The 20,334-nt window shown below is 64.9% G+C and carries 22 protein-coding genes; 6 read left to right on the top strand and 16 right to left on the bottom strand.

Annotated elements, in window-relative coordinates:
- Nucleotides 1-65 precede the first annotated feature (65 nt).
- The 4 genes from J2Y63_RS31680 to J2Y63_RS31665 are packed head-to-tail and all read left to right on the top strand — an operon-like array spanning nt 66 to nt 3,903.
- Entirely contained in the window at nt 66-929 is an 864-nt protein-coding gene (locus J2Y63_RS31680; protein WP_435269274.1) for a carbohydrate ABC transporter permease, read from the top strand.
- Nucleotides 926-1,738, top strand: a complete 813-nt coding sequence (locus J2Y63_RS31675) for a carbohydrate ABC transporter permease (protein ID WP_435269273.1) — start codon at nt 926-928, stop codon at nt 1,736-1,738. The genes J2Y63_RS31680 and J2Y63_RS31675 overlap by 4 nt, the downstream gene beginning before the upstream one ends.
- 15 nt (nt 1,739-1,753) lie before the next feature.
- On the top strand, nt 1,754-2,797 hold the full coding sequence (locus tag J2Y63_RS31670; protein ID WP_435269272.1) for an NAD(P)-dependent alcohol dehydrogenase: 1,044 nt from the start codon (nt 1,754-1,756) through the stop codon (nt 2,795-2,797).
- Nucleotides 2,798-2,799: 2 nt separating this feature from the next.
- Nucleotides 2,800-3,903, top strand: coding sequence for an ABC transporter ATP-binding protein (locus J2Y63_RS31665; protein ID WP_435269271.1), 1,104 nt, complete (start codon nt 2,800-2,802; stop codon nt 3,901-3,903).
- A gap of 36 nt (nt 3,904-3,939) precedes the next feature.
- On the opposite strand, the gene pqqE is transcribed toward J2Y63_RS31665, so the two are convergent.
- The 10 genes from pqqE to J2Y63_RS31615 all read right to left on the bottom strand — a co-directional run bounded on the left by pqqE (nt 3,940) and on the right by J2Y63_RS31615 (nt 13,674).
- Nucleotides 3,940-5,031 (bottom strand): pyrroloquinoline quinone biosynthesis protein PqqE, encoded by a 1,092-nt coding sequence (gene pqqE / locus J2Y63_RS31660; RefSeq protein WP_435269270.1) that lies wholly within the window; start codon nt 5,029-5,031, stop codon nt 3,940-3,942.
- Nucleotides 5,028-5,300 (bottom strand): pyrroloquinoline quinone biosynthesis peptide chaperone PqqD, encoded by a 273-nt coding sequence (gene pqqD / locus J2Y63_RS31655; RefSeq protein WP_435269269.1) that lies wholly within the window; start codon nt 5,298-5,300, stop codon nt 5,028-5,030. The genes pqqE and pqqD overlap by 4 nt, the downstream gene beginning before the upstream one ends.
- On the bottom strand, nt 5,297-6,067 hold the full coding sequence (gene pqqC, locus J2Y63_RS31650) for a pyrroloquinoline-quinone synthase PqqC (protein WP_435269268.1): 771 nt from the start codon (nt 6,065-6,067) through the stop codon (nt 5,297-5,299). The genes pqqD and pqqC overlap by 4 nt, the downstream gene beginning before the upstream one ends.
- Entirely contained in the window at nt 6,064-6,951 is an 888-nt protein-coding gene (gene pqqB / locus J2Y63_RS31645) for a pyrroloquinoline quinone biosynthesis protein PqqB (RefSeq protein WP_435269267.1), read from the bottom strand. Before pqqB ends, pqqC begins: the two co-directional genes overlap by 4 nt.
- A 10-nt stretch (nt 6,952-6,961) precedes the next feature.
- Nucleotides 6,962-7,063, bottom strand: a complete 102-nt coding sequence (gene pqqA, locus J2Y63_RS31640) for a pyrroloquinoline quinone precursor peptide PqqA (protein WP_160862034.1) — start codon at nt 7,061-7,063, stop codon at nt 6,962-6,964.
- Nucleotides 7,064-7,160: 97 nt separating this feature from the next.
- Nucleotides 7,161-7,607 (bottom strand): pseudoazurin, encoded by a 447-nt coding sequence (locus tag J2Y63_RS31635; RefSeq protein ID WP_435269266.1) that lies wholly within the window; start codon nt 7,605-7,607, stop codon nt 7,161-7,163.
- A 76-nt stretch (nt 7,608-7,683) separates the two neighbouring features.
- Nucleotides 7,684-9,876, bottom strand: coding sequence for a PAS-domain containing protein (locus J2Y63_RS31630; RefSeq protein WP_435269265.1), 2,193 nt, complete (start codon nt 9,874-9,876; stop codon nt 7,684-7,686).
- On the bottom strand, nt 9,873-11,024 hold the full coding sequence (locus J2Y63_RS31625; protein WP_435269264.1) for an FIST N-terminal domain-containing protein: 1,152 nt from the start codon (nt 11,022-11,024) through the stop codon (nt 9,873-9,875). The genes J2Y63_RS31630 and J2Y63_RS31625 overlap by 4 nt, the downstream gene beginning before the upstream one ends.
- A gap of 82 nt (nt 11,025-11,106) precedes the next feature.
- Nucleotides 11,107-11,793 carry a response regulator transcription factor gene (locus J2Y63_RS31620; RefSeq protein ID WP_435269263.1) on the bottom strand — a complete coding sequence of 229 codons (687 nt, stop codon included), beginning with the start codon at nt 11,791-11,793 and terminating at the stop codon, nt 11,107-11,109.
- A gap of 114 nt (nt 11,794-11,907) precedes the next feature.
- Complete coding sequence (locus J2Y63_RS31615; RefSeq protein ID WP_256115325.1) at nt 11,908-13,674, bottom strand: PQQ-dependent methanol/ethanol family dehydrogenase; 1,767 nt, start codon at nt 13,672-13,674, stop codon at nt 11,908-11,910.
- A gap of 191 nt (nt 13,675-13,865) precedes the next feature.
- On the opposite strand from J2Y63_RS31615, the gene J2Y63_RS31610 reads away from it, so the two are divergent.
- Together J2Y63_RS31610 and J2Y63_RS31605 are read left to right on the top strand one after the other, a co-directional pair.
- Entirely contained in the window at nt 13,866-14,840 is a 975-nt protein-coding gene (locus tag J2Y63_RS31610) for an ABC transporter substrate-binding protein (RefSeq protein ID WP_435269262.1), read from the top strand.
- Entirely contained in the window at nt 14,812-15,492 is a 681-nt protein-coding gene (locus J2Y63_RS31605) for an ABC transporter ATP-binding protein (RefSeq protein WP_435269261.1), read from the top strand. The genes J2Y63_RS31610 and J2Y63_RS31605 overlap by 29 nt, the downstream gene beginning before the upstream one ends.
- Here J2Y63_RS31605 and J2Y63_RS31600 read toward each other — a convergent pair.
- From J2Y63_RS31600 to J2Y63_RS31575, 6 genes are read right to left on the bottom strand one after another with little or no spacing between them, the layout of a single operon-like run.
- Nucleotides 15,432-15,980 (bottom strand): tetratricopeptide repeat protein, encoded by a 549-nt coding sequence (locus tag J2Y63_RS31600; protein ID WP_435269260.1) that lies wholly within the window; start codon nt 15,978-15,980, stop codon nt 15,432-15,434. The genes J2Y63_RS31605 and J2Y63_RS31600 overlap by 61 nt on opposite strands.
- A 24-nt stretch (nt 15,981-16,004) precedes the next feature.
- Nucleotides 16,005-16,847, bottom strand: coding sequence for an ABC transporter permease (locus tag J2Y63_RS31595; RefSeq protein ID WP_435269259.1), 843 nt, complete (start codon nt 16,845-16,847; stop codon nt 16,005-16,007).
- Nucleotides 16,844-17,557, bottom strand: coding sequence for an ABC transporter ATP-binding protein (locus J2Y63_RS31590; protein ID WP_256115320.1), 714 nt, complete (start codon nt 17,555-17,557; stop codon nt 16,844-16,846). The genes J2Y63_RS31595 and J2Y63_RS31590 overlap by 4 nt, the downstream gene beginning before the upstream one ends.
- Before the next feature lie 7 nt (nt 17,558-17,564).
- Complete coding sequence (locus J2Y63_RS31585; RefSeq protein WP_160862044.1) at nt 17,565-18,020, bottom strand: hypothetical protein; 456 nt, start codon at nt 18,018-18,020, stop codon at nt 17,565-17,567.
- 21 nt (nt 18,021-18,041) lie between these two features.
- Nucleotides 18,042-19,007, bottom strand: a complete 966-nt coding sequence (locus J2Y63_RS31580) for a YVTN family beta-propeller repeat protein (RefSeq protein ID WP_435269258.1) — start codon at nt 19,005-19,007, stop codon at nt 18,042-18,044.
- A 1-nt stretch (nt 19,008) separates the two neighbouring features.
- Complete coding sequence (locus J2Y63_RS31575) at nt 19,009-20,100, bottom strand: ABC transporter substrate-binding protein (RefSeq protein WP_435269257.1); 1,092 nt, start codon at nt 20,098-20,100, stop codon at nt 19,009-19,011.
- Nucleotides 20,101-20,334 lie beyond the last annotated feature (234 nt).

Raw genomic sequence — 20,334 nt, 5'->3', positions numbered from 1 at the left:
GCCTTTGAGCCGCGCGGCCGCTTCGCCTCCCGAGACGGCGGCCGCGCGATCTTGAGGAAAAATCCATGAAATCCAGAACCAGCCTGCCCGCCGTCTTTCTGGCGCCGCCGCTTGCCATCCTCGCGGTGCTCGCCTTCGTGCCGACGGCCTATGCCATCTATATTTCCTTCCGCAACCGCGAACTCAGCCGTCCCGATGGCAGCTTCGTCGGGCTCCAGAACTATCTCGACTTGTTTTCCGATCGCCGCTTCATCAATGCGGTCGGCGTGTCGCTGACCTGGGAGGTCCTCACCGTCACGCTGACGCTTTTGGTCGCGATCGCTCTCGGGATCCTGCTTTTCGAGTTTGCATCGTCGCGCATGCGGGCCGTCCTGACGCTGTTGTTTCTGGTGCCGGTCATCCTGCCGCGCGTCTCGGCCGCCTTCGTCTGGAAGTTCGCCTTCCATCCGCTCTATGGCATCGTCACCTATCCTTACAAGGCGATCACCGGCCAGCCGCTGGACCTGCTTTCAAGCCCCGCCACAGCGCTGATGACGGTGGCCTTGGTCGATGTCTGGCAATGGGGCCTGTTCTTCGCGGTCATCGTGCTGAAGCTGCTCGAAACCCTGCCGCCGCAGCCCTTCGAGGCCGCAAGGCTCGATCATGCACGCCCCTGGGAAGTCTATGCCTATGTCGCGCTGCCCATGCTCAAGGCGCCGCTCATCTCGCTTGCCTTCATCAAGATGATCGAGTCCCTGCGCGCCTTCGATCTCATCTATGTCATGACCCGCGGCGGCCCCGGCATCGCGACGGAAACGCTCGACATGTACGCCTTTTCGCAGGGCTTCATCGAATCGGGGCGTATCTCCTATGCGTCCGGCATGGCGGTGCTGATGATGCTGGCGACGACCGTGATCTTCACGGTGATCTGGAAGAGGGTGAAGCCATGAATGTCTCCCGTTTCCTCGGCAGGTCCGTGCTCTATCTTGCGGCCTTTTCCGCGGTCTTCCCCATGGTGTGGACCGTCATCAACGCCTTCAAGAACCGGGTGGATATCGTCACCCCCACGCCGCTCTTCATCTTCACGCCGACGCTCGATAACTTTGCCTATGTGCTGGGTCGGGAGAGCGTGGCGACCGGCCTCGTCAACTCGCTGATCGCAGCCGGCGGCTCGGTGCTGATCGGTGCGCTGCTGGGCCTGCCGGCAGCCTATGCCATCGCCCGTTACCCGAACCGCTGGTCGGCGGACATCCAGTTCTTCGTTCTGTCGTTGCGCTTCCTGCCGCCGGTCGCGGTTGCGATCCCGCTGATGGTCATCTGGCTCGATCTCGGCTTCTACGACACGCGTCTGTCGCTGATCCTGACCTATACTTTGTTGACGCTCGCAACCGTCATCTGGCTCGGCGTGCCCGCCTTTGCCCAGGTGCCGAAAGAGGTCGAAGAAGCCGCGCGCGTCGATGGCTACGGCCCCTATGCCGTCTTCCTGCGCGTCGCACTTCCGATCGCCGCGCGCTCGCTCATCGGCGCCGTCGCCTTCGCTTTCGTGCTGGTCTGGAACGAGTTCCTGATCGCGCTGATGCTGACGACCTCGGATGCCAAGACGCTGCCGATCGTCGCTTCGGAACTCACCCAGCTCGGCCGCGACGTGCCGTGGGGCATCCTCAATGCCTCGGTGGTGCTGCTCTCCATTCCACCGCTCCTGCTCGTCGGCATTCTGAGCGGCCTTCTCAACAATGCGTTCCGGCGCAACAGCAAGTGATGACAGGAAAATTTCATGCAAGCCTTGGTTCTTGAAGAAAAGGGTGTGCTTGCCCTGCGCGACATCGATCTCCCGCTGGCTGTCGGGCCGGATGACGTGAAGATCGCCATCCACACCGTCGGCATCTGCGGCAGCGATGTGCACTACTATACGCATGGCGCAATCGGTCCGTACGTGGTGCGGGCGCCCATGGTGCTCGGCCACGAGGCGGCGGGCACCATTGTCGAGGTCGGCGAGAATGTACGCTCCCTCTCGGTCGGCGATCGGGTCTGCATGGAGCCGGGCATTCCTGATCCTTCCTCCCGCGCCTCCAAGCTCGGGCTCTACAATGTCGATCCGGCCGTCCGCTTCTGGGCGACGCCACCGGTGCACGGCATTCTTGCGCCCTATGCGGTGCACCCCGCCGCCTTCACCTATCGCCTGCCGGACAACGTCTCGTTCGCCGAGGGTGCGATGGTCGAACCCTTCGCCATCGGCATGCAGGCGGCGGCGCGGGCCCGCATTGTTCCTGGCGATGTCGCCGCGGTCATCGGCGCAGGCCCGATCGGCATCATGGTGGCGCTTGCCGCCCTTGCTGGCGGTTGCAGCCGTGTGCTCATCTCGGATTTTTCCGCGGAGAAGCTGGCAATTGCCGCCGCCTATCCCGGCATCGAGCCGGTGAAGCTCACCGAGACCACCTTCGCCGCCGCCCTCGCCAAGGCGACGGAAGGCTGGGGCGCCGACGTGGTCTTCGAGGCGAGCGGCAGTGCCAAAGCCTTTGACGGCCTTTTCGATCTCGTGCGGCCGGGCGGTGCCGTCGTGCTGGTCGGCCTGCCGGTCGATGCCGTGCGCTTCGACGTGCCGGGCGCCATTTCCAAGGAAGTGCGCATCGAGACGGTCTTCCGCTACGCCAATGTCTTCGACCGTGCGCTCGAACTCATCGCCTCCGGCAAGGTCGATCTGAAACCGTTGATCACCGGCACCTATGCCTTTGGCGAAAGCATCACTGCCTTTGAGCGCGCCGTCGAGGCGCGAGCGACCGACGTGAAACTCCAGATCCGTGTGCAGGAGGAGAACTGACCATGGCCCACATCGTCTGCTCCCATGTCGACAAGGCCTACGGGGCCGTCAATGTCATCAAGGACTTCAACTTGGAGATCGACGACCATGAATTCGTCGTTTTCCTCGGCCCGTCGGGCTGCGGGAAGTCCACGCTCCTGCGCATGATCGCGGGACTGGAAGACATTTCCGGCGGCGAAGTATCGATTGCAGGACGCACCGTCAACGATCTTGAGCCGCGCGACCGCGGCGTCGCGATGGTCTTTCAGAACTATGCGCTCTATCCGCATATGACGATCTACGACAACATCGCCTTCGGTCTGAAACGCATGAAGGTAGACAAGGCGGAGATCGACAGCCGCATAAAGACCGTCGCTGCCACGCTTGGACTGGAGCCATACCTTTCCCGCAAGCCGACCGAATTGTCCGGCGGCCAGCAGCAGCGCGTGGCCATCGCCCGTGCCATGATCAAGACGCCGCGCGTCTTCCTCTTCGACGAGCCGCTTTCCAACCTCGATGCCAAGCTGCGCAACCACATGCGCGTCGAGATCGCCCGCCTGCACCAGAATCTCAAGACCACCACGATCTACGTTACGCACGACCAGCTTGAAGCCATGACGCTGGCCGACCGTATCGTTCTCATGAAGGGTGGTGCGATCGAGCAGGTCGGTACGCCGGCGGAAATCTACGAGCGTCCGCGCACGCTCTTCGTCGCCGGTTTCATCGGCACGCCCAACATGAATTTCCTTGACGTCACAGCCCGTTCCGACGGTCAAGACTGGCTGCTCGAAGGCGACGGCCTGCGCTTCAGGGTCGACCGAAACCGGTTCGCTCTGAAGGAGGGACATGCCTATACACTTGGTGTGAGGCCATCGTCGCTGTCGGCCGCGCCTCTACAAGACAACAGGGAGAACACGCTCGCGGGCATCACCGATCTCGTGGAGTTCCACGGTGACAGCGCGCTTGTTTCGTTCCTTGTCGGCGGCAAGGAAATCGGCGCCCTCGTTCCTGCAAGCGGCCGGCCGAAGACCGGGGCACCGGTTGCCTTTTCAGCCAGCGTCGAGAGCCTGCACCTTTTCGATCGCGCAACGGGCCTTTCGATGCTGCGGACGGAATCGCAGGCTTGAGGGTGATCGCTTCCGATCCGGGGACGCTCCGACGGTTCATTGGTGCTTGTGGGTGCGATAAATGAACTGTGGCGATGCCGCGGCTTGCTCGGAAATGATGTGATCCACGATGGGTCGGGCCGGTGCGTGGTGGCAGACGGGGTCGGCAGCGTTGGGATCGGAGGCCAGGGCCATGGCCTGGCAGCGGCAGCCGCCGTGGTCCCGGTCGCGGCGCGCGCAGCTGCGGCAGGGCTCCTGCATCCATTCGTGGCCGCGAAACGCGTTGAAGGCCGAACCGTCATACCAGATCTCGGCGAGGCTGCGGTCTGTCACCCGGTCGAACTGAAGGCCCGGTATCGTCGCGGCGGCGTGGCAGGGCAGGGCAGTGCCGTCGGGGGCGATGTTGATGCCGGTCGAGCCCCAGCCGCCCATGCAGGCCTTGGGATAGTCCGCGTAATAATCCGGCGGAACGAAGTCGATCGTCATGCGACCGGCATAGGCTCGCCTTGCCTCGGCCACCGCGCTTTTCGCGCGCGTGACCTGATCACGGGAGGGCAGGAGTGCGGCGCGGTTCGCCAATGCCCAGCCATAGAACTGGACGCAGGCAACCTCGATCCGGCGCGCTCCCAAATCCGCGGCAAAGGCAATCGCCGCGTCGATATCGTCGATCGTATGACGGTGCATGACGGCATTGACCGTGAGGGGAATGCCGCGCTGGCGGACTTCACCCGCGAAAGCAAGCTTGCGGGCGAAGCCGCCGCTGTAGCCGCCGATCCAGTCGGCCTTTTCGGCGTCAATCGCTTGCAGCGAGAGCTGCACATGATCGAGCCCGGCTGCCTCTAGCGCGTCGAGCCGCGCCGGGGTCAGGCCGATGCCGGAGGTGATCAGGTTCACATAGAGGTTCGCGTCGCGGGCCGCCTTGACGAGATCCTGAAGATCACGCCGCGATGCGGGTTCTCCGCCGGAAAGATGCAGTTGCAGCACGCCGAGATCGGCAGCCTCGCGAAACACGCGCGCCCAGACGTCCGTCGGAAGCTCCTTTTCGCGTGCCGTCAATTCAAGCGGATTGGAGCAGTAGGAGCAGGACAGCGGACAGCGATGCGTGAGTTCCGCAAGCATGGCGATCGGCGCGCCGGGGCGCTCCGTCATTGGTAGTCCACCAGACGCTGGGCGACCAGCCCGTCGAGAAAGGCGCGGATGTCGGCTGTCACATCCGGCTCCGGCGCGCCATAGCGCTCTGCCAGCCGGGCCGATATCGCCGCAAGTGTCGATTTGCCGTCCACCTCCTGGAGGATGGCGGTGCCGATCTCGTCGAGCAGCAGTGCGCGTTCCGGGACAAGCAGCACCATGGTATCGCGGACCCGGTCGTGATGCAGGCGCGTGCCGCGCGGCAGAAGGGGAACGGGATCGGCGTTCATGGACGATCCGCCATCTGTCCTTCGCCCGGTTTCCAGGCGCCCGGCGGTATGTGGCCTTCGACATAGCCACTCCAGAGCGCGTCGAGCTGGGCCCAGAGCACGTCCGTCTTGAACGTCAGCGCGGCGATCGCCGCTTCCTGGTCCGCACGGGTCACGGCATGAGTCAGCACCCAGTCGAGCGTGAACTGCACATCCTTTGGCGCTTCCGTCAGGCGGTGGCCGAAATAGGCGATCGTTTCCGGGTCGGCGAAGTCGTAATGCGCCAGCAGGCCGGCGATGCGCTGTGTGTGGATGGCGGGCGCGAACATCTCGGTCAGCGAGCTTGCCATGGCGGCGATGAGCGGCTCGTCGCGCACGAAGCGGATATAGGCATCGACGATGAAGCGCGTGGCCGGCATCACACCGCGCCCGGACGCGACATAGGCGGGATCGAGCCCGACACCCTGCGCGAGCCGCAGCCAGCGGCGAATGCCGCCGCCGTTTTCGACCGCGCCGTCATGATCCTCGATGCGGGAGCGCCAGATGCGGCGCAGATCCGGGTCGCGACAGCGCGACAGGAAAGCCGCGTCCTTCATGGGGATGGAGGACTGGTACTGCCAGCGATTGATCACCCAGGCCTGCACCTCGTCCATAGTGCATTGGCCGCCATGCAGGCGATCATGAAACCGGTGTTTGTCGTGATAGCGCGCCTCGCCGACCTCGCGCAGGCGCGCCTCGAATTCCGCGCGGCTCAAGGGCCAGTCTTCGTGCCTCGGGCTGATGTTCACAGGATTATCTCCATGCCATCCTTCGCAATCTCCCATCCGGCGGCCGTGATCGCCGCGCGGGCATCGCTTTCGGGCATCAGCGCTGGATTGGTATTGTTTACATGCGTGTAGATGCGCCGTCCTCGAAGCCTGGAGAGGCGTTCGAGCGAGCCATCCGCTCCGCTCATCGCCACATGCCCCATACGGGCTCCGGTCTTGGAGCCGGTGCCGGAGGCCGGCATTTCGTCGTCGCTCCAGATCGTCCCGTCGAACAGCACGACATCGGCGTGCTCCAGCGACGCGACGAGCCAGTCGTGCAGGGCCGCGCAACCCGGAATGTAGTGCACGTCGTGTTCCGACGATTGTAAGCGCAGGCCTACGGTCTGCTCTCCCATCATTTCCAGGTCCGGCGCCTCACCTTCCAGATAAAGCGGGATCTTTCCGGGCACCGCATAGGCCGTGATGGTCAAACCCGGCAACGGATTGAAGGGCCGGTCGAGGACAATGGTTTTCCGCTCGACCAGCGCCGGATCGAGAACGCCGAAGACCGTGTTTTCCGACAGAACCCGATGCGTGGCTTCGGTCGCGTAGACGGCCAGGGCGGTTTTTTCCCGCAGCGTGAGAAGGCCGGCAATATGATCGACATCGCCATTGGTCAGCACCACCGCTTTGATGGGGCTGCCACGCAGGCTCGTCGGGTGCAGCGATGCACAGGCGGCAAGCTGTTGGCGCAGATCCGGGGAGGCATTGAGCAGCATCCAGTCGACACCGTCGAGGCTGACGGCCAGCGTGCTCTGCGTCATCGCGGGGATCAGGCCTTCGCGCGCCGCGGCACATTGCACACAGCCGCAGTTCCATTGGGGCAGGCCGCCACCGGCGCCTGCCCCGAGAACGGTGATGCGCATAGCGTCCCGTTCAGAAGGGATGTTCGGGACGCGGATCATCTTCCGACGGGCCGTACATGTTGATTTCCATGCCGCAGGCAATGTCTTTGACGACGGGTTTCTTCCAGGCCATTTGTCTCTCCTCCAGAATGTGGACAGTTCACCCTGTCAGGCTGCGCTCGTCCGGTCGGCTTCACAATGCGACCAAGGTCTCGGGTCTCTCGATCGGGTCAGTTCACCGCCGCTGCCGCCAGCGCATCGAAGGCAGCCGTCATGCGCTCCGCCGCCTTCTTCGGCAGCTTCACCGCTTTTGCAGCGTCAAGATTGGGGGAACCGTCGCCGACCCGGATGAGGGCGACCATGCCCATGCTGTAGTGCGGCGAGCACTTCACGCCGTAGAAGCCGGGCTCGCTGACCGTCAGGACATATTCCTGGTTCACCTTGCTCTTGAAGGGTTTTACGCCCTCGGGAAGCATGCCCTTGATGCCCTCGACATTGTGGCTCTTGTCCGTTGGGATGAAGCGGATCGTATCGCCGGGAGCCGCTGCGATGGCGGCCGGTTCGAAGACCATGGCGCCGCTTTCTCCCTTGTTCATCATCTTGACGGCGTGTTCGGCCGCCTGTGCCGCACCGCTCGCAAGGATCATCAGGGCGGTTGCCGCGAGTAGCTTCTTCATGTCCTTCCTCCTCCAATTCGGGTGGAAGGGATGTCCCATCTGGCACGCCGTGTCGCAATGCGACCTTGGTGCCGGGTCAGCTGGCGTGCAGCACGAAGGCCTCCAGCGCGTCCGCGGCGATTGGCTTGTACATGACCTCGATGCCCGCGGCGTCCGCGGCAAGCCGCGTCTGCGGCGTGCGGTTGGCGGTGAGGAGGCGGGTGGGGCGCTCGCCATATTCCGCGTGCAGCGCCAGCACGGTTTCGATGCCGGTGAGCGTGCCATCGAGCTGCTGGTCGATCAGGTAGAGGTCGGGCACGATGCCGATTTCCTCCAGCAGGGAGAGCGCTTCCTCGCCGCTTGCCGCTTCGAGCACGCTCACCCCGCGCCGCTCCAGGAGCAGCGAGATGGCGCGGCGCAGGTCCTCGTCGTTCTCCACGAGAAGCGCGATGCGATCGGAGTTGTCGCCCGGCTCCTCGGGTATCGCTGGTGCGGTCTCCCGGTAGGCTGGTTTGGCGTGGTGCGGGACGACGGCCAGATCGACGGCGAAACAGGTGCCGCGCCCCGGCTCCGAATGAAGCGCCAGCCGGTGGCCAAGCAGGCCGCAGGCCCTTTCCACGATCGCAAGGCCGAGCCCCATCCCTTCGGATGCAGAGGCGGAACCCTGGATGCGGTGGAACTCGCGGAAGATCGACTGCTGCTGGTCTGCCGCGATGCCCGGTCCCGTATCATGCACCTCGATGCGAACATGCCCTTTCACCCGCCGCGGCCCGACGAGGACGCGGCCGCTGCTCGTGTAGCGGATGGCGTTGCTGATCAGGTTCTGAAGGATGCGGCGCAGGTAGGTTGGATCGCTCGAGACGGTGAGGCCGCAGTGCAGGATGTCGAGCCGCAGGCCCTTGCGGGCGGCGATGGGGGCGAACTCGTCGGTCAATTGGTTGAGGAGAACGGAAAGGGGAACCGGGCCGATATCGACCGCAGCGCCGCCGGCTTCCAGGCGGGAGATGTCGAGCAAGGCGCCGAGGATCCCCTCCACGCTGACAAGGGCATTGTGTGCCTTCTCCAGCGTCCCGCACATCGGCGTGGCGCCCGCGTCGTCACGCGCCGCCGCGACGAAGAGTTTGGCGGCGGACAGCGGTTGCAGCAGATCGTGGCTCGCCGCCGCGACGAAGCGGACGCGGGCGGAATTGGCGCGCTCGGCCTCGGCAAGCGCCGCCGCGAGATCCCCGGTGCGTGCCGCCACGCGCGCTTCGAGCGAGCTGTTGGCGCGGATCATGGCGTGGATGGCAAGGCGCTCGCGCGTCACGTCGGCAAACGACATGACGAAGCCGCGCCCCGGCATTTCCTGCGCAAAGACGTCGAGGATGATGCCCGAGACGTGCTGGAGTTCGAAGGACAGGGGTTCGCGCGGCAGGCGGCCGTCGATCCATTGGCGCAGCATGTCGGCGGAAAAACCGTCGCTGAGGGTGATCGAGCGGGCAATGCGGTCGGCCAGCAGCTCGAACGGCGTTCCCCGCCGCAGCAGCCGCGGCGGGATGTCGAGAAGTTGCGCGACGCGACCGTTCCAGCCGGCCAGCCGGCGGTTTGCGTCGAAGATGCCGACGCCCTGGTTGATATGTTCCAGCGTCGCGCGGATCATGCGGGCCTGATCGTCCAGCAGTTTGCCGCGTTCCGAGCGCTCCATGCGGATGATGTCGGTGATATCGGTCTGGAGGATGACGGTGCCGCCATCGGCGGTGCGCTGCTCGCTGACCTGAAGCCAGCGGTCGCCGGTCAGCCCGACATTGAAGACCTGCCGGGTCCGGTGCAGGCGCATGCGTTCCGCAGCCCATGCCTTGACCGTCACGCCTTTGGGAAAGGCCAGCATCGTGGAACGGCTGACGATTTCCACATAGTCGGCAAAGGCAATGCCGGGAAAGAGCTTCGGGCGGACGTCGGTGAGGTCGCGACAGAAGCGGGAATTGCAGAGCACGAGGATGTCGGCGGGGTCGAAAAGGGCGAAACCTTCATCGACCGCCTCGATCGCCTGGGACAGGTCGCGTCTCGCCCGCTCGGCGGCGCTGTTGGCGTCGTTGAGCTGCTTGAGCGTGGTTTCGAGGTCGCGCGTGCGCTGGCGCACCCGGTCCTCCAGAACCGCGGCGCGGCGGAACTGCTCGAAGGCAGCCCCCCTGTCGCCGGAATTCTGCTCGACATGGCGGATGAGGGCATCGGCGATGACGAGCATCTTTTCGAGGTTTTTCGTCTCGCCATCGGCGGGGTCGAGCAATCCTTCGGACAGGCGTGTGTTCATGGATCGCTTCCCGAAAGGATCGTGCCGGGCGGGTAGAAGGCAAAACCGGTCATGGTATGGTTGATGTGCATCGGGCCGATCTGCTCGCCATAGGTCGAAAAGCCGATCACGCCATGATGCCGCAGAAGCTCCGAAACGCGGCCGGTCATCTGCTTTTCCTGCGCTTCGACACGCCGCAGGATGCAGTCGAAGGCAAGCACGGCGACGGGGGTTCCCGGCTGCTTCAGGGCCTGCAACTCGCCCGCCAGGTGGTCCACGAGATCGTGCGGTTCGGCGATGGTGAGAACCATTCCCTCGTCGATCGCCGAAAAGAACAGGAGTTCGCCGGACGGCAGAACGCGTTGGATGGCGCGTACATGGTGCCGCTCGCCCATGCGCACGGTAAGCGGATGAATCGCGAAGGTGAGGGTATCGACGCTTTCCGGCTGCATGCCGATGAGACGGGCATATTCCTGCACGGCAGGTTCGGCGTTGATCTTTCGCACGATGCGGGCGGCGGGGTCGGCTTCGGTTACGACCATGCGCCGCTCCGTCGGCCTGATATGGTCCATCTTGAAGGCCCGCAGCGGGCAGGCGCCGCGCATGACGGAAATCACCGCGGCATTCGCCAGAAGCTGCCTGCCGTCGAAGACGAGGGTTTCGCGGAAATTCGTGCCGTCGCCGGCCGATCCGCCGATGAGCGGCATCGCGCCCGTGCCGGCGGCAAGCACCGAAGCAAGTTCGTCCTCGCGCGCCGACAACCCATCGACGAACAGCAGCGCGAACTCTTCCGGCAGGTGTCCGTGATCGCGGGCGAGCGATTGCCTTACATGCAGCAGCGCCTCCGAAAGCTCGCTTGCTGCGAGCTGCGACAGATCCGGAATGAGCAGCGTTTCGGCCGCAAAATGGCGTGCGCGGAAACCGATGGCGACGATGCTTCCGTCCTCATAGCCGGCGCCGGAGATTTCTCCGGCGGTGGTACAGCCGGCGATGCGCGCATCCGGCCAGGCCTTTGCCGCGCCCGAAACGATGCCGGGCACGTCGGCCTCCGGCGACACGAACAACAGGACGAGCGAAAACGGGCCGGGACCGAGGCTTGACGCCAGTCTCTCGACCGCATGGGCGTCATGCGCCGATGCGAGCGCACGCGTGATGAACTGTTCCTCCACGGGTGATGGCCTCCTCCGCCGTTTCCCCCGCCTTAAAGCTTAGAGCATCCATGATGACCGGACGCCAGCACGCAGTTCGGTGTCAGATATCGGTCGCCATGACGCTGAAACTCGCCTCCTGGGCGAAAAGCACGGCCTGCATGCGCGTCTGCACGCCGAGCTTGCGCATGATGGCGGTGACATGGGCCTTCACGGTGGTTTCCGCGATGGAAAGCTCATAGGCGATGTGCTTGTTCATGCGGCCGGCGCAGACGAGTTGCAGGATGCGTGCCTGCTGGCGGGTCAGCAATGCCAGCCTCTTTACCGCCTCTTCCGATGGCGTTGGAGCAGATGCTTCGAGCGCCATGCGGCTGGCATGGATTTCGCCGCGCGCAATGACGGCGAACGCCTCGCGGAACTCCTCGCGGGAGGCGTGCTTGGGGACGAAGGCATTGACGCCTGCCTTGAGTGCTGCCCGCACGACGCGGATCTCGTCGAGCGAGGAGACGACGACGATCGGCGTGTCCGGCAGGGCGCGGCGCAGGCGCACCACCCCGTCGAGCCCGTTGACGTCGGGAAGGTTGAGGTCCAGCACCACCACGTCGGGCAGCGGGCCGGTCTCCAGCCTCGCAAGTGCTGCCTCAAGCGCACCGACGGCCTCGACGTCCGGAATGCCGACCGGACCAGTCAAGGTCATCGCCAGCGCATCGCAGAACAGCGGGTGATCATCGACGATCAGCGCCGATTTCAGCGTGCGCACGGGTTTGTCGGGGGCTGGGACTGGCATCATGCGAAATTCCCGAAAGGGCTGGCGATAGCTTAGCATTGATTTCGTCCGTCTTCATCGGCCTTGTTGGCCCGTGCAGAAAGCAGGAAGCCGGGCGTTTCCGCCCGGCTTGTCGTCTCAGTCCAGCGCTGCGAGTTGTTTTGGCAGGCGGAAGGTCCAGACCATGCCGCCCTGGTTGAGGTAGTTGACCTTCTTGGCCACTTCGCCGCCCCACAAGGGGACCGCGCCGCCCCAGCCGGAAATCACCGACACATATTGCTCGCCGTCCTGCTCCCAGGTCACCGGCTGTCCGACGATCCCGGAGCCGGTCTGGAACTTCCAGAGCTCTTCGCCGGTCTCGTTGTTGAGGGCGACGAAATCGCCTTCGGGCGTGCCGAAGAAGACGAGGCCGCCGGCGGTGGTCATCGCGCCGCCCCAGAGCGGAGCGCCGTTCTTGTATTCCCACTTGATCTCGCCGGTATTGGGGTCGATCGCCTTCAGGCTGCCGATATGGTCCTCGAAGAGCGGCTTGATCGTGAAGCCAGCGCCGAGATAGGCGGCACCCTTCTTGTAGCTGATCGGCTCGTTCCAGATGTCCATGCCCCATTCGTTGGAGGGGACGTAGAACAGGCCGGTCTTCGGGCTGTAGGCCATCGGCATCCAGTTCTTGCCGCCGAGGAACGACGGTACGGCGAAGACCTGCTGGCCCTTGGCGCCATCGGCGGCGGCAGCGGCATCGCCCGGACGGTTGTCCTCGTTGTAGATCGGGCGGCCCGTCTCATCGATGCCCTTCGCCCAACTGATGTTCTTCACGAAGGGATGGGCGGAGACGAACTTGCCGTCCTCGCGGTTCAGCACGTAGAAGAAGCCGTTGCGGTCGGCCGTCGCAAAGCGCTTGTTGCCGTCCTTGTCGACGAAGGGCACGACCTCGTTGACGCCGTCGAAATCCCAGCCTTCGCGCGGCGTGGTCTGGAAGTGCCACTTGATCTCGCCGTTTTCCGGATCGATGCCGATGCGCGATGCGGCATAAAGGTTGTCGCCCTTGTTGCCGTCCACCGGCTTGCCGGCGCCGCGCAGGTGGCTGTTCCAGGGCGAGGGGTTTCCGGCGCCGAAGACGAGCGTCTTGGTGTCTTCGTCATAGGAGCCTCCGAGCCAGGTCGCACCACCGCCGGTCTTCCACATGTCGCCGGGCCAGGTCGCGTTGAGCGTCCCGGTCATCGTGCTTTCCTTGCCCTTGAAGGTGCCCATGTGGCCTTCGATCACGGGCCGGGTCCATACAAGCTCGCCGGTCTCGGCATTGCGCGCCTGCACCTCGCCGACGACGCCGAATTCGCCGCCGGAATTGCCCGTGACGACGAGGCCGTTCACGATCAGCGGGGCTGCGGTATAGCTGTAGCCTTCCTTGTAGTCGGCGATCTTCTTGTTCCAGACGACATCGCCCGTCTTGCGATTGAGCGCCACGAGGCGGGCATCGAGCGTGCCGAAAAAGATGTTGTCGCCGAAGATCGCCGCGCCGCGATTGACCACGTCGCAACAGGGCAGGATGCCTTCCGGCAGGCGGGCATCGTACTGCCAGACTTCCTTGCCGGTCTTGATGTCGATGGCGTAGAGGCGGCTGTAGGAGCCGGTAATGTACATCATGCCGTCATAGATGATCGGCTGGCTTTCCTGGCCGCGCTGCTTTTCGCCGCCGAGCGAAAATGCCCAGGCCGGCAGCAGGTTCTTGACGTTCTTCGTGTTCAGCGTCTCCATCGGCGAGAAGCGCTGCAGGCCGCGCCCCATGCCGTTGGTCAGCACGTCGGCGGCGGTTTCGGCGTCCTTTGCGAGATCCTCCTCCGTTACGCCGGCCTGCACGGCACCCGCACAGGCAATGGCCGCAACCGCGGCCAGAACGAGACTCCTCATGGCATCCTCCCAATCCCTGCCCGCAGATCGATGCGGGCTTCATGGCGTGGATCATCTGCTCACTCTTGCAACGGATGAATTGGACCTTGGTCGTAATGCCGAGACCCCGATGTCTTTGGGGACCCCCAATAGGTCGTATATCGGGCGGTGGCGGCAGCGGATAGCATCGCGAAAGCAGGGGAGGAGAGCCCATGACAGTCCTGAAATCGCTTGTCGGAGCGGCGTTTGCCGCGGTTCTGTCCAGCCTGCCGGCGCGCGCCGAGCCGGCTGTCGTACGCGCCGCGCTCCAGCTTTCGGGCACCGTGAACTGGGAAGTCGATACGATCCGTCACTACGGCTTCGACACGGCGAACGGCTTTACCATGGAGGTGATGGACATTGCCGGCGCTCCCGCGGCCCAGATTGCGCTTGTCGGGGGCGAGGTGGACGTCATCGTCTCCGACTGGCTTTGGGTGGCGCGGGAGCGGGCCGCCGGCCGCGACGTCGTGTTCATTCCCTATTCGCGCGCGGTCGGCGGCCTGATGGTGCCGGCGGACAGCACGGCAAAAAGCCTTGCCGACCTGAAAGGCCAGAAGATCGGCGTCGCCGGCAGCCCGATCGACAAGAGCTGGCTGATCCTGCGCGCCTATGCGCAGAAAGTGGAGCATTTCGATCTTTCCGGCACGACCGAGCAGGTCTTCGGCGCGCCGCCGCTGATCTACAAGGCCGCCCTCGACGGCGAGGTGCAGGGCGCCCTGAACTTCTGGAATTTTGGCGCACGCATGCAGGCGGCGGGCATGCGCACGCTGGTCGGCGTCGACGAGGCCGCGCGAGCCGTCGGCCTCGATCCGGAGACACCGCTGATCGGCTACGTGGTGCGGGGCGACATCCTGAAGAGCCATCCCGGACTGGGCGAAGCGATCGCCACCGCCTCGCGCCAGGCGAAGGACAAGCTTGCCGCCGATCCGGCGGCCTGGGAGCGTATCCGACCGATGATGCGGGCGGAGACGGATGCTGAATTCGAGGCGCTGAAGGCGGGTTTCCTTGCGGGCACGCCGGTAAGGCGCGCGGTGGATGAAAAGGCGGCCGCACGCATGCTGGCCATCATGACCGAACTTGGCGGTGCCGATCTGGTCGGCGACCTGAAAGAGCTGCCCGATGGCGTCTTCCACCACCCCGGCAGTTGAGCCCGTCCTCACGCTCGACATTCAACGCGGCGGGCCGGGCGGTGTGCTCGGCCCGATGAGACTTTCGCTTGCCCCGGGCGAGACTGTGGCTTTGACCGGACCCTCCGGCGTCGGGAAAACCTCGCTGCTGCGCGTTGTCGCGGGTCTCGATCGCGATTTTCGCGGGCGACGGGAGGCCACGGCGCGGCTTGCCATGGTGTTTCAGGAACCGGTGCTGCTGCCCTGGCGGAACGCGATCGAAAACCTCACCATCGTCGCGCGCATCTCCCGGCAAGAGGCGCTGCATTGGCTTGAGGCCGTGGAGCTCGGCGGTCTCGGCGAACGTTTTCCCGGCATGCTTTCCCTTGGCCAGCAGCGGCGCCTGTCGCTGGCGCGCGCCTTCGCGTCTGCGCCCGATCTTCTCCTGATGGACGAGCCTTTTGTCAGCCTGGACCCGGCGCTTGCCGGCGAAATGATGGGTCTTTTCGAACGGCTGATCGCCAAGCGGCCCTGCGCGACGCTGCTGGTCACCCATGTCCGCGCGGAAGCGGAGCGGCTCGCCGGGCGCATCCTCCGGCTTGAAGGTCGTCCCGCGCGGATCGTCGAGGAGGATCAGAAGGCCGGGGCGTATTTCCAGTTGTCGGCGTCCGGCGTCACGACATCGAGGTCGTAATCGGCGGCGCGCAGGCGCTTTGCGGTGGGAAGGCCGCTGCGGGCCGCTTCGTCGATATATTGGCGGCCGAGTGCGCGGTTTTCCATCACGCCGCGGCCTCGCATCAGGTCAAGCCCGTAGTTCAGCTTGCCGATCGGATCGCCGGCCTCCGCGGCCCGGCGGTCCCACTCGGCCGCAGTGTCAGGATCTTCCGGGCCGCCAAGGCCGTTGTCGTCAAGCTGGGACATCCAGGTCATGGCGTGCGTCCAGCCGGCTGCGGCGCAACGCTCGAAAAGTTCGCGCGCCATTTCGTGGCGGCCCGACTTGGTGATGTAATAGCCGGTCGCGCAGATGGTCATGCTGGTCTGCCCTTCCGCCACGTCCTTCATGACGCGGTTGAGCGTCAGCTCTTCCGGATTGAGCGTGCCGCCCGCATCGGTCTCCGTCTGAGACAAGGCGGTGTTGGCGGATATCAGCAGAAGGCCGGCGGCAAGGGTGGCAAGGCGCATGGCAGTTCTCCTTTGCGGCCTTGGTCAGGCCTTTCGCGCGGTGAGCCCGCGGGCGGGATCGTAGCCCCAGACGGCGACGAGCCCGAAGACGGCGAAAGCGGCGAGCGTGACGGCCAGCGCTGTCAGGTTGCCCTTCGCATAGAGCGCGAAGCGGATGAGTTCGACGGCATGGGTGAAGGGGTTCAGCGCGCACAGGTCCCGCAGCCTCGGAGAGGCCTCGGCCATTTTCCACAGCGGATAGAGCGCGGAGGACAGGAAGAACATCGGGAAGATGACGAAGTTCATCACGCCGGCAAAGTTTTCCAGCTGCCGGATGAAGGAGGAGAGGAGCAGCCCGAGCGCGCCCAGCATCATCGCGCTGGCGGCCATCGCTGGCGCTGCGGCCAGGTAGCCGAGCAATGGAAAGCGGATGCCATAAAGTGCGGCGATCGCCAGGAAGGCATAGGCCTGCAACATGGCGATCAGGCTGCCGGCGAGAAGCCGGCAGAACAGCAGCCACCAGCGCGGCAAGGGCGCCGTCAGCAACAGCCGCATCGATCCCATCTCCCGGTCATAGACGAGGCTCAACGAGGATTGCATGCCGCTGAACAGCAGGATCATGCCCACCAGCCCGGGCACGATATAGATCTCGTAGGTGATGTAGGTCTGGTAGGGCGGGGTGATCGAAAGACCGAGCGCCGCCCGGAAACCGGCGGCGAAGACGAAGAGCCAGACGAGCGGCCGCACAAGCGCTGCAATCAACCGCCCGCGCTGGCCGAGAAACCGCAGCGCCTCGCGGTGGATGATCGCGCGCAGCGCAATGAAGGGGTGCGATCTGGAGAACACGGTGGGTGCCGAGTTCACGCTTGGAAATGCCCCCGCCGTCATGGCCGATCTCCGGTGAGCGCAAGAAATCGGCCGGTCAAATCCGTACCGCCAATGTCTCCGGCTTCGCCATCGGCCAGCACCCGGCCGTGGTGCAGGATGACGAGCCGGTCCTGCGGGCGCACCTCGTCCACCAGATGGGTCGCCCACAGCACCGTCAGCCCTCCGGAAGCAAGATCGTGCACGTGCTGCGTGATGGCGGCGCGCGAGGCTGCATCCAGCCCCACCGTCGGCTCGTCCAGTAGCAGCACGTCGGGCCGGTGGATGAGGGCACGCGCGATTTCCATGCGCCGGCGGTGCCCGCCGTTCAGCCTTGCGGCCTTCTCCTCCGCCCGCTCCGCCATGCCGAGCCGCTCCAGCGCTGCCATGGCGCGCGTCTCCGCCTCCCGTCCGAAGAGCCCGTGCAAGGCTGCGAAGTAGAGCAGGTTGCGCCTGACGGTCAGGTCCGGATCGAGCGTGGAGGCCTGGAACACGACGCCCATGCGGGCAAGGGCGGCGCGCGGCGCGCGGGCCATGTCATGGCCGGCGATCGCGATGCGGCCGGTGTGCGGCGTGAAGAGCCGCGTGAGCATACCGAACAGTGTCGATTTTCCGGCGCCGTTCGGCCCGAGCAGCGCGCAGAAGCGGCCGCGTTCGACGGTAAAGGACACACCGTCGAGGGCGCGCCGGGCGCCCCAGTCGTGGCTGATGTCCTCTACCGTCAAGCCGCTCATGTGTTGCTCATTCTATGGTGATCGAGACCTGTTGCGTATCGCCCGTGCTGCCGGGCACCTTGAGGTGATAACTCCCCGGCTTGATCGCGATGAAGCTGATCTCCGCTTCGCCCGCCTCGTCGAATTCGATGGAATCGACGCCGAGCGGCCGGATCTCGATGCCCTCGATGACGATCTCGTTGACCCAGACGGCGCGGAAGAAACCGGCGCCCTCCAGCGCCAGTTCCTGGCTGCCGTCCGCCTTGATTTCCAGCGTGTAATATTTGCCGGATTTCAGCGTCAGCGCGCCCTTGGCAACCGGCTGGCCTGCCGAGAGGGTGAGTTCGGGCAACGCTTCGCGATTGGATTTGGACAGGATGCCGGCAAGGCCCATGCCGGCTTCGGCCTTGTTGTCGTCGTCGTCCGCCAGCGCCACGAACGGCACGGCGACAAGCGCGATGGCGGTCAGGATTGCTCTTTTCATGATGTCCTCCCTCTTCGACTGTTATGGCCGGCTCGCCGCGCCCCAGGGGAAGCGGCCAACCTTGATGGATTTCACGGGTTCCAGCGAGGCGACGTCGATGACGGTCACGTCGCCGGAGACGCCGTTGGTGGTGAAAAGCTGCGTGTGGTCCGGCGAGAAGGCGAGGTGCCAGACCCGACGGCCGACGAGGACGTAGGACTTGACCGCGAACGTATCGGCATCGATCACCGCGACATGGTTGGCAGGGCCAAGGGCGACGAAGGCCATCTTGCCGTCCGGCGTGAACTCGAAGCCGACGGGCTGGACGAGGTCGGCATTGACGCCGGTGATCTCGAAGCGGATCTTGGCTTTTTCCGCCTGCGTGGCCACGTCGAAGACGGTGATCGTGCCGCCGATTTCGGATGAGACCCAGAGCTCCGTTCCGCCCTTGGCAAACTCGGCATGGCGTGGACGGGAATCGACGAGCGTGTTGGCGAAGATCGTCTTCTTGCCGGTGTCGATCCAGTGCGCCATGTTCGTCGTTTCCGACGTGGTGATGACGATCTTGCCATCCGGCGAGACCGCCATGCCTTCCGGCTCGATGCCGACATTGACCTGCGCCACGACCTGTCGTGTCTCGACATCGACGACCGTCGTCACCGCATCATCCTCATTGGCGATCCATAAATGCTTGTCGTCCGGGGCGAGCACGAACTGCTCGGGGTCCTCGCCGGAGGGCAGGTCGTGCAAAATCTCGCCGGTCGCGGGGTCCATGACCTGCACCGTGTCGCTATCGGAGGCGCAGATATAGACGCGGCTGTGGTCGGAATTGAAGGTGATGCCGCGCGGCCGCTCGCCGGTCTTGATGGTGCGCACCATTTCCAGCGTCTGCGTGTCGATCACGGAAATCGTGTCGTCCTTCTCGTTCGTCACCCAGATTTCGCCGGCAAGCGCCGGAAGCGGCATGGCGGCCAGCATGGGCGCGATCAGCAGGGCCGGAAATTTCATCTCATCCTCCAAAGGCAGTGCAGGTGCTTTCGGGCCGGTCGAGGCCCAGCGTGTCCATTTCGTTGGTCTGGTGCAGGTAGCCGTCGAGTGGCGCGAGTTCGACCAGCGCGCGGGCGTTGACCACCGCCATCGGCTGGCGCAACTGGCCATCCCAGTCGCGATAGGTGAGGCTGCGGCCCTTGAAGCCGTCGAGGGCGAATTTTTCGGACAGGATGAACGTGCGCAGCACGGCGGGATCGGCGGAATTGGTTCGTGTGACGGCCTCGCCGATGGTGCGCAGCGCCGTCCAGGCGGCGTAATCGCGCGAGCCCATCTCGCGGCCGGCCGCCTTTTCGAAGCGATTCTGGAGTTGCACTGCGGCCCATTGCTCCAGCACCGGCGCCCAGCCTTCGCCGCGCAGGCCATCCGAACCGGCGACCGGGCGCGGCAGCCAGGTATTGTCCTGAACGTAACGCGCAAAATCGTCGGGCTCGTCGGCAATCAGCAGGATGTCGTGGTCGGGAAAATCCTGGGTGAAGAGGGGGATTTCCTGGCCGGCAGCGCGCCGCAGGTCCGTGTCGAACGTCCAGTCCTTCGCGGCGAGGATTTCGACGCCGAATTTTTGCGCGGAGGCGCGCAGCGTGTCGGCGAAGGTGCGGTCCTCCGGTTTCGGTCCGGCGATCAGCACCGTGCGGGTCCAGCGCCGCGCCTTCAGCACCTGCATCAGCGCGTCCGTGCGCATGGCATCCTCCGCCATGGTGTGCAGCACATTCGCGCGGCAGTCGGCGTCCCGCAGCCGCCGCGCGCCGGATGACACGTTGAAGAGCAGGGCGCCCTTGGCTTCCGGCAGGTCGGCCACGGCGAGAATGCCTTCGGGCGGCGCGTCGATGAACAGGATCTTCGACGTGGCAAGCGCCTTGCGGGCAGCGTCGAGGAAGTCGCCATCGGGTTCGACCGAGAGCAATGCGAGGCTGTAGTCGTGGCCCATGAAGCTGCCGGTGGTCTTCGTGTCGGTCAGCGCCACCTCGGCGCCTGCAATGCCGCGGTCTTCCGGAATCGGATCGAGATTGGAAAGCACCGGCGGCGCCTGCATCTCCTGGCGGAGGTAGGTCATCGATATGGCAATGTCGGCTGCGGCAGAGGACGCCCAGCAGAAAGCCGCGGCCGCAAGCCACAAGCCTTTCCGGCTCCCTTTGAAGCATTCCCGCATGTCGCATCCTCCCGCAACAACCATGTCGCGATGGGGGAGAGCTAGAAATACGACCTTGGTGCCATGCGCCGCCGCGACCTAGGTCGCATATCGCGCCGCGTCCGTGCTGCCTTACAAAATGCGCAGTTGGAAATGCGA

This window comes from Shinella sp. BE166 (genome assembly GCF_051201095.1).
In the GTDB taxonomy this organism is placed as follows: domain Bacteria; phylum Pseudomonadota; class Alphaproteobacteria; order Rhizobiales; family Rhizobiaceae; genus Shinella; species Shinella lacus.
The sequence above is the reverse complement of the archived record's forward strand: the minus strand, read 5'-3'. Positions and strand labels throughout refer to the sequence as shown.

Coding starts and splice junctions, on each gene's coding strand:
- pqqA (WP_160862034.1), bottom strand. CDS start 7,063: ATGGCCTGGAAGAAACCCGTCGTCAAAGACATTGCCTGCGGCATGGAA.
- pqqB (WP_435269267.1), bottom strand. CDS start 6,951: ATGCGCATCACCGTTCTCGGGGCAGGCGCCGGTGGCGGCCTGCCCCAA.
- J2Y63_RS31585 (WP_160862044.1), bottom strand. CDS start 18,020: ATGAAAAGAGCAATCCTGACCGCCATCGCGCTTGTCGCCGTGCCGTTC.
- J2Y63_RS31635 (WP_435269266.1), bottom strand. CDS start 7,607: ATGAAGAAGCTACTCGCGGCAACCGCCCTGATGATCCTTGCGAGCGGT.
- J2Y63_RS31680 (WP_435269274.1), top strand. CDS start 66: ATGAAATCCAGAACCAGCCTGCCCGCCGTCTTTCTGGCGCCGCCGCTT.
- J2Y63_RS31595 (WP_435269259.1), bottom strand. CDS start 16,847: ATGACGGCGGGGGCATTTCCAAGCGTGAACTCGGCACCCACCGTGTTC.
- J2Y63_RS31575 (WP_435269257.1), bottom strand. CDS start 20,100: ATGACCTACCTCCGCCAGGAGATGCAGGCGCCGCCGGTGCTTTCCAAT.
- pqqE (WP_435269270.1), bottom strand. CDS start 5,031: ATGACGGAGCGCCCCGGCGCGCCGATCGCCATGCTTGCGGAACTCACG.
- J2Y63_RS31630 (WP_435269265.1), bottom strand. CDS start 9,876: ATGAACACACGCCTGTCCGAAGGATTGCTCGACCCCGCCGATGGCGAG.
- pqqD (WP_435269269.1), bottom strand. CDS start 5,300: ATGAACGCCGATCCCGTTCCCCTTCTGCCGCGCGGCACGCGCCTGCAT.
- J2Y63_RS31670 (WP_435269272.1), top strand. CDS start 1,754: ATGCAAGCCTTGGTTCTTGAAGAAAAGGGTGTGCTTGCCCTGCGCGAC.
- J2Y63_RS31600 (WP_435269260.1), bottom strand. CDS start 15,980: ATGCGCCTTGCCACCCTTGCCGCCGGCCTTCTGCTGATATCCGCCAAC.
- J2Y63_RS31590 (WP_256115320.1), bottom strand. CDS start 17,557: ATGAGCGGCTTGACGGTAGAGGACATCAGCCACGACTGGGGCGCCCGG.
- J2Y63_RS31580 (WP_435269258.1), bottom strand. CDS start 19,007: ATGAAATTTCCGGCCCTGCTGATCGCGCCCATGCTGGCCGCCATGCCG.
- J2Y63_RS31610 (WP_435269262.1), top strand. CDS start 13,866: ATGACAGTCCTGAAATCGCTTGTCGGAGCGGCGTTTGCCGCGGTTCTG.
- J2Y63_RS31665 (WP_435269271.1), top strand. CDS start 2,800: ATGGCCCACATCGTCTGCTCCCATGTCGACAAGGCCTACGGGGCCGTC.
- J2Y63_RS31605 (WP_435269261.1), top strand. CDS start 14,812: ATGGCGTCTTCCACCACCCCGGCAGTTGAGCCCGTCCTCACGCTCGAC.
- J2Y63_RS31615 (WP_256115325.1), bottom strand. CDS start 13,674: ATGAGGAGTCTCGTTCTGGCCGCGGTTGCGGCCATTGCCTGTGCGGGT.
- J2Y63_RS31620 (WP_435269263.1), bottom strand. CDS start 11,793: ATGATGCCAGTCCCAGCCCCCGACAAACCCGTGCGCACGCTGAAATCG.
- J2Y63_RS31675 (WP_435269273.1), top strand. CDS start 926: ATGAATGTCTCCCGTTTCCTCGGCAGGTCCGTGCTCTATCTTGCGGCC.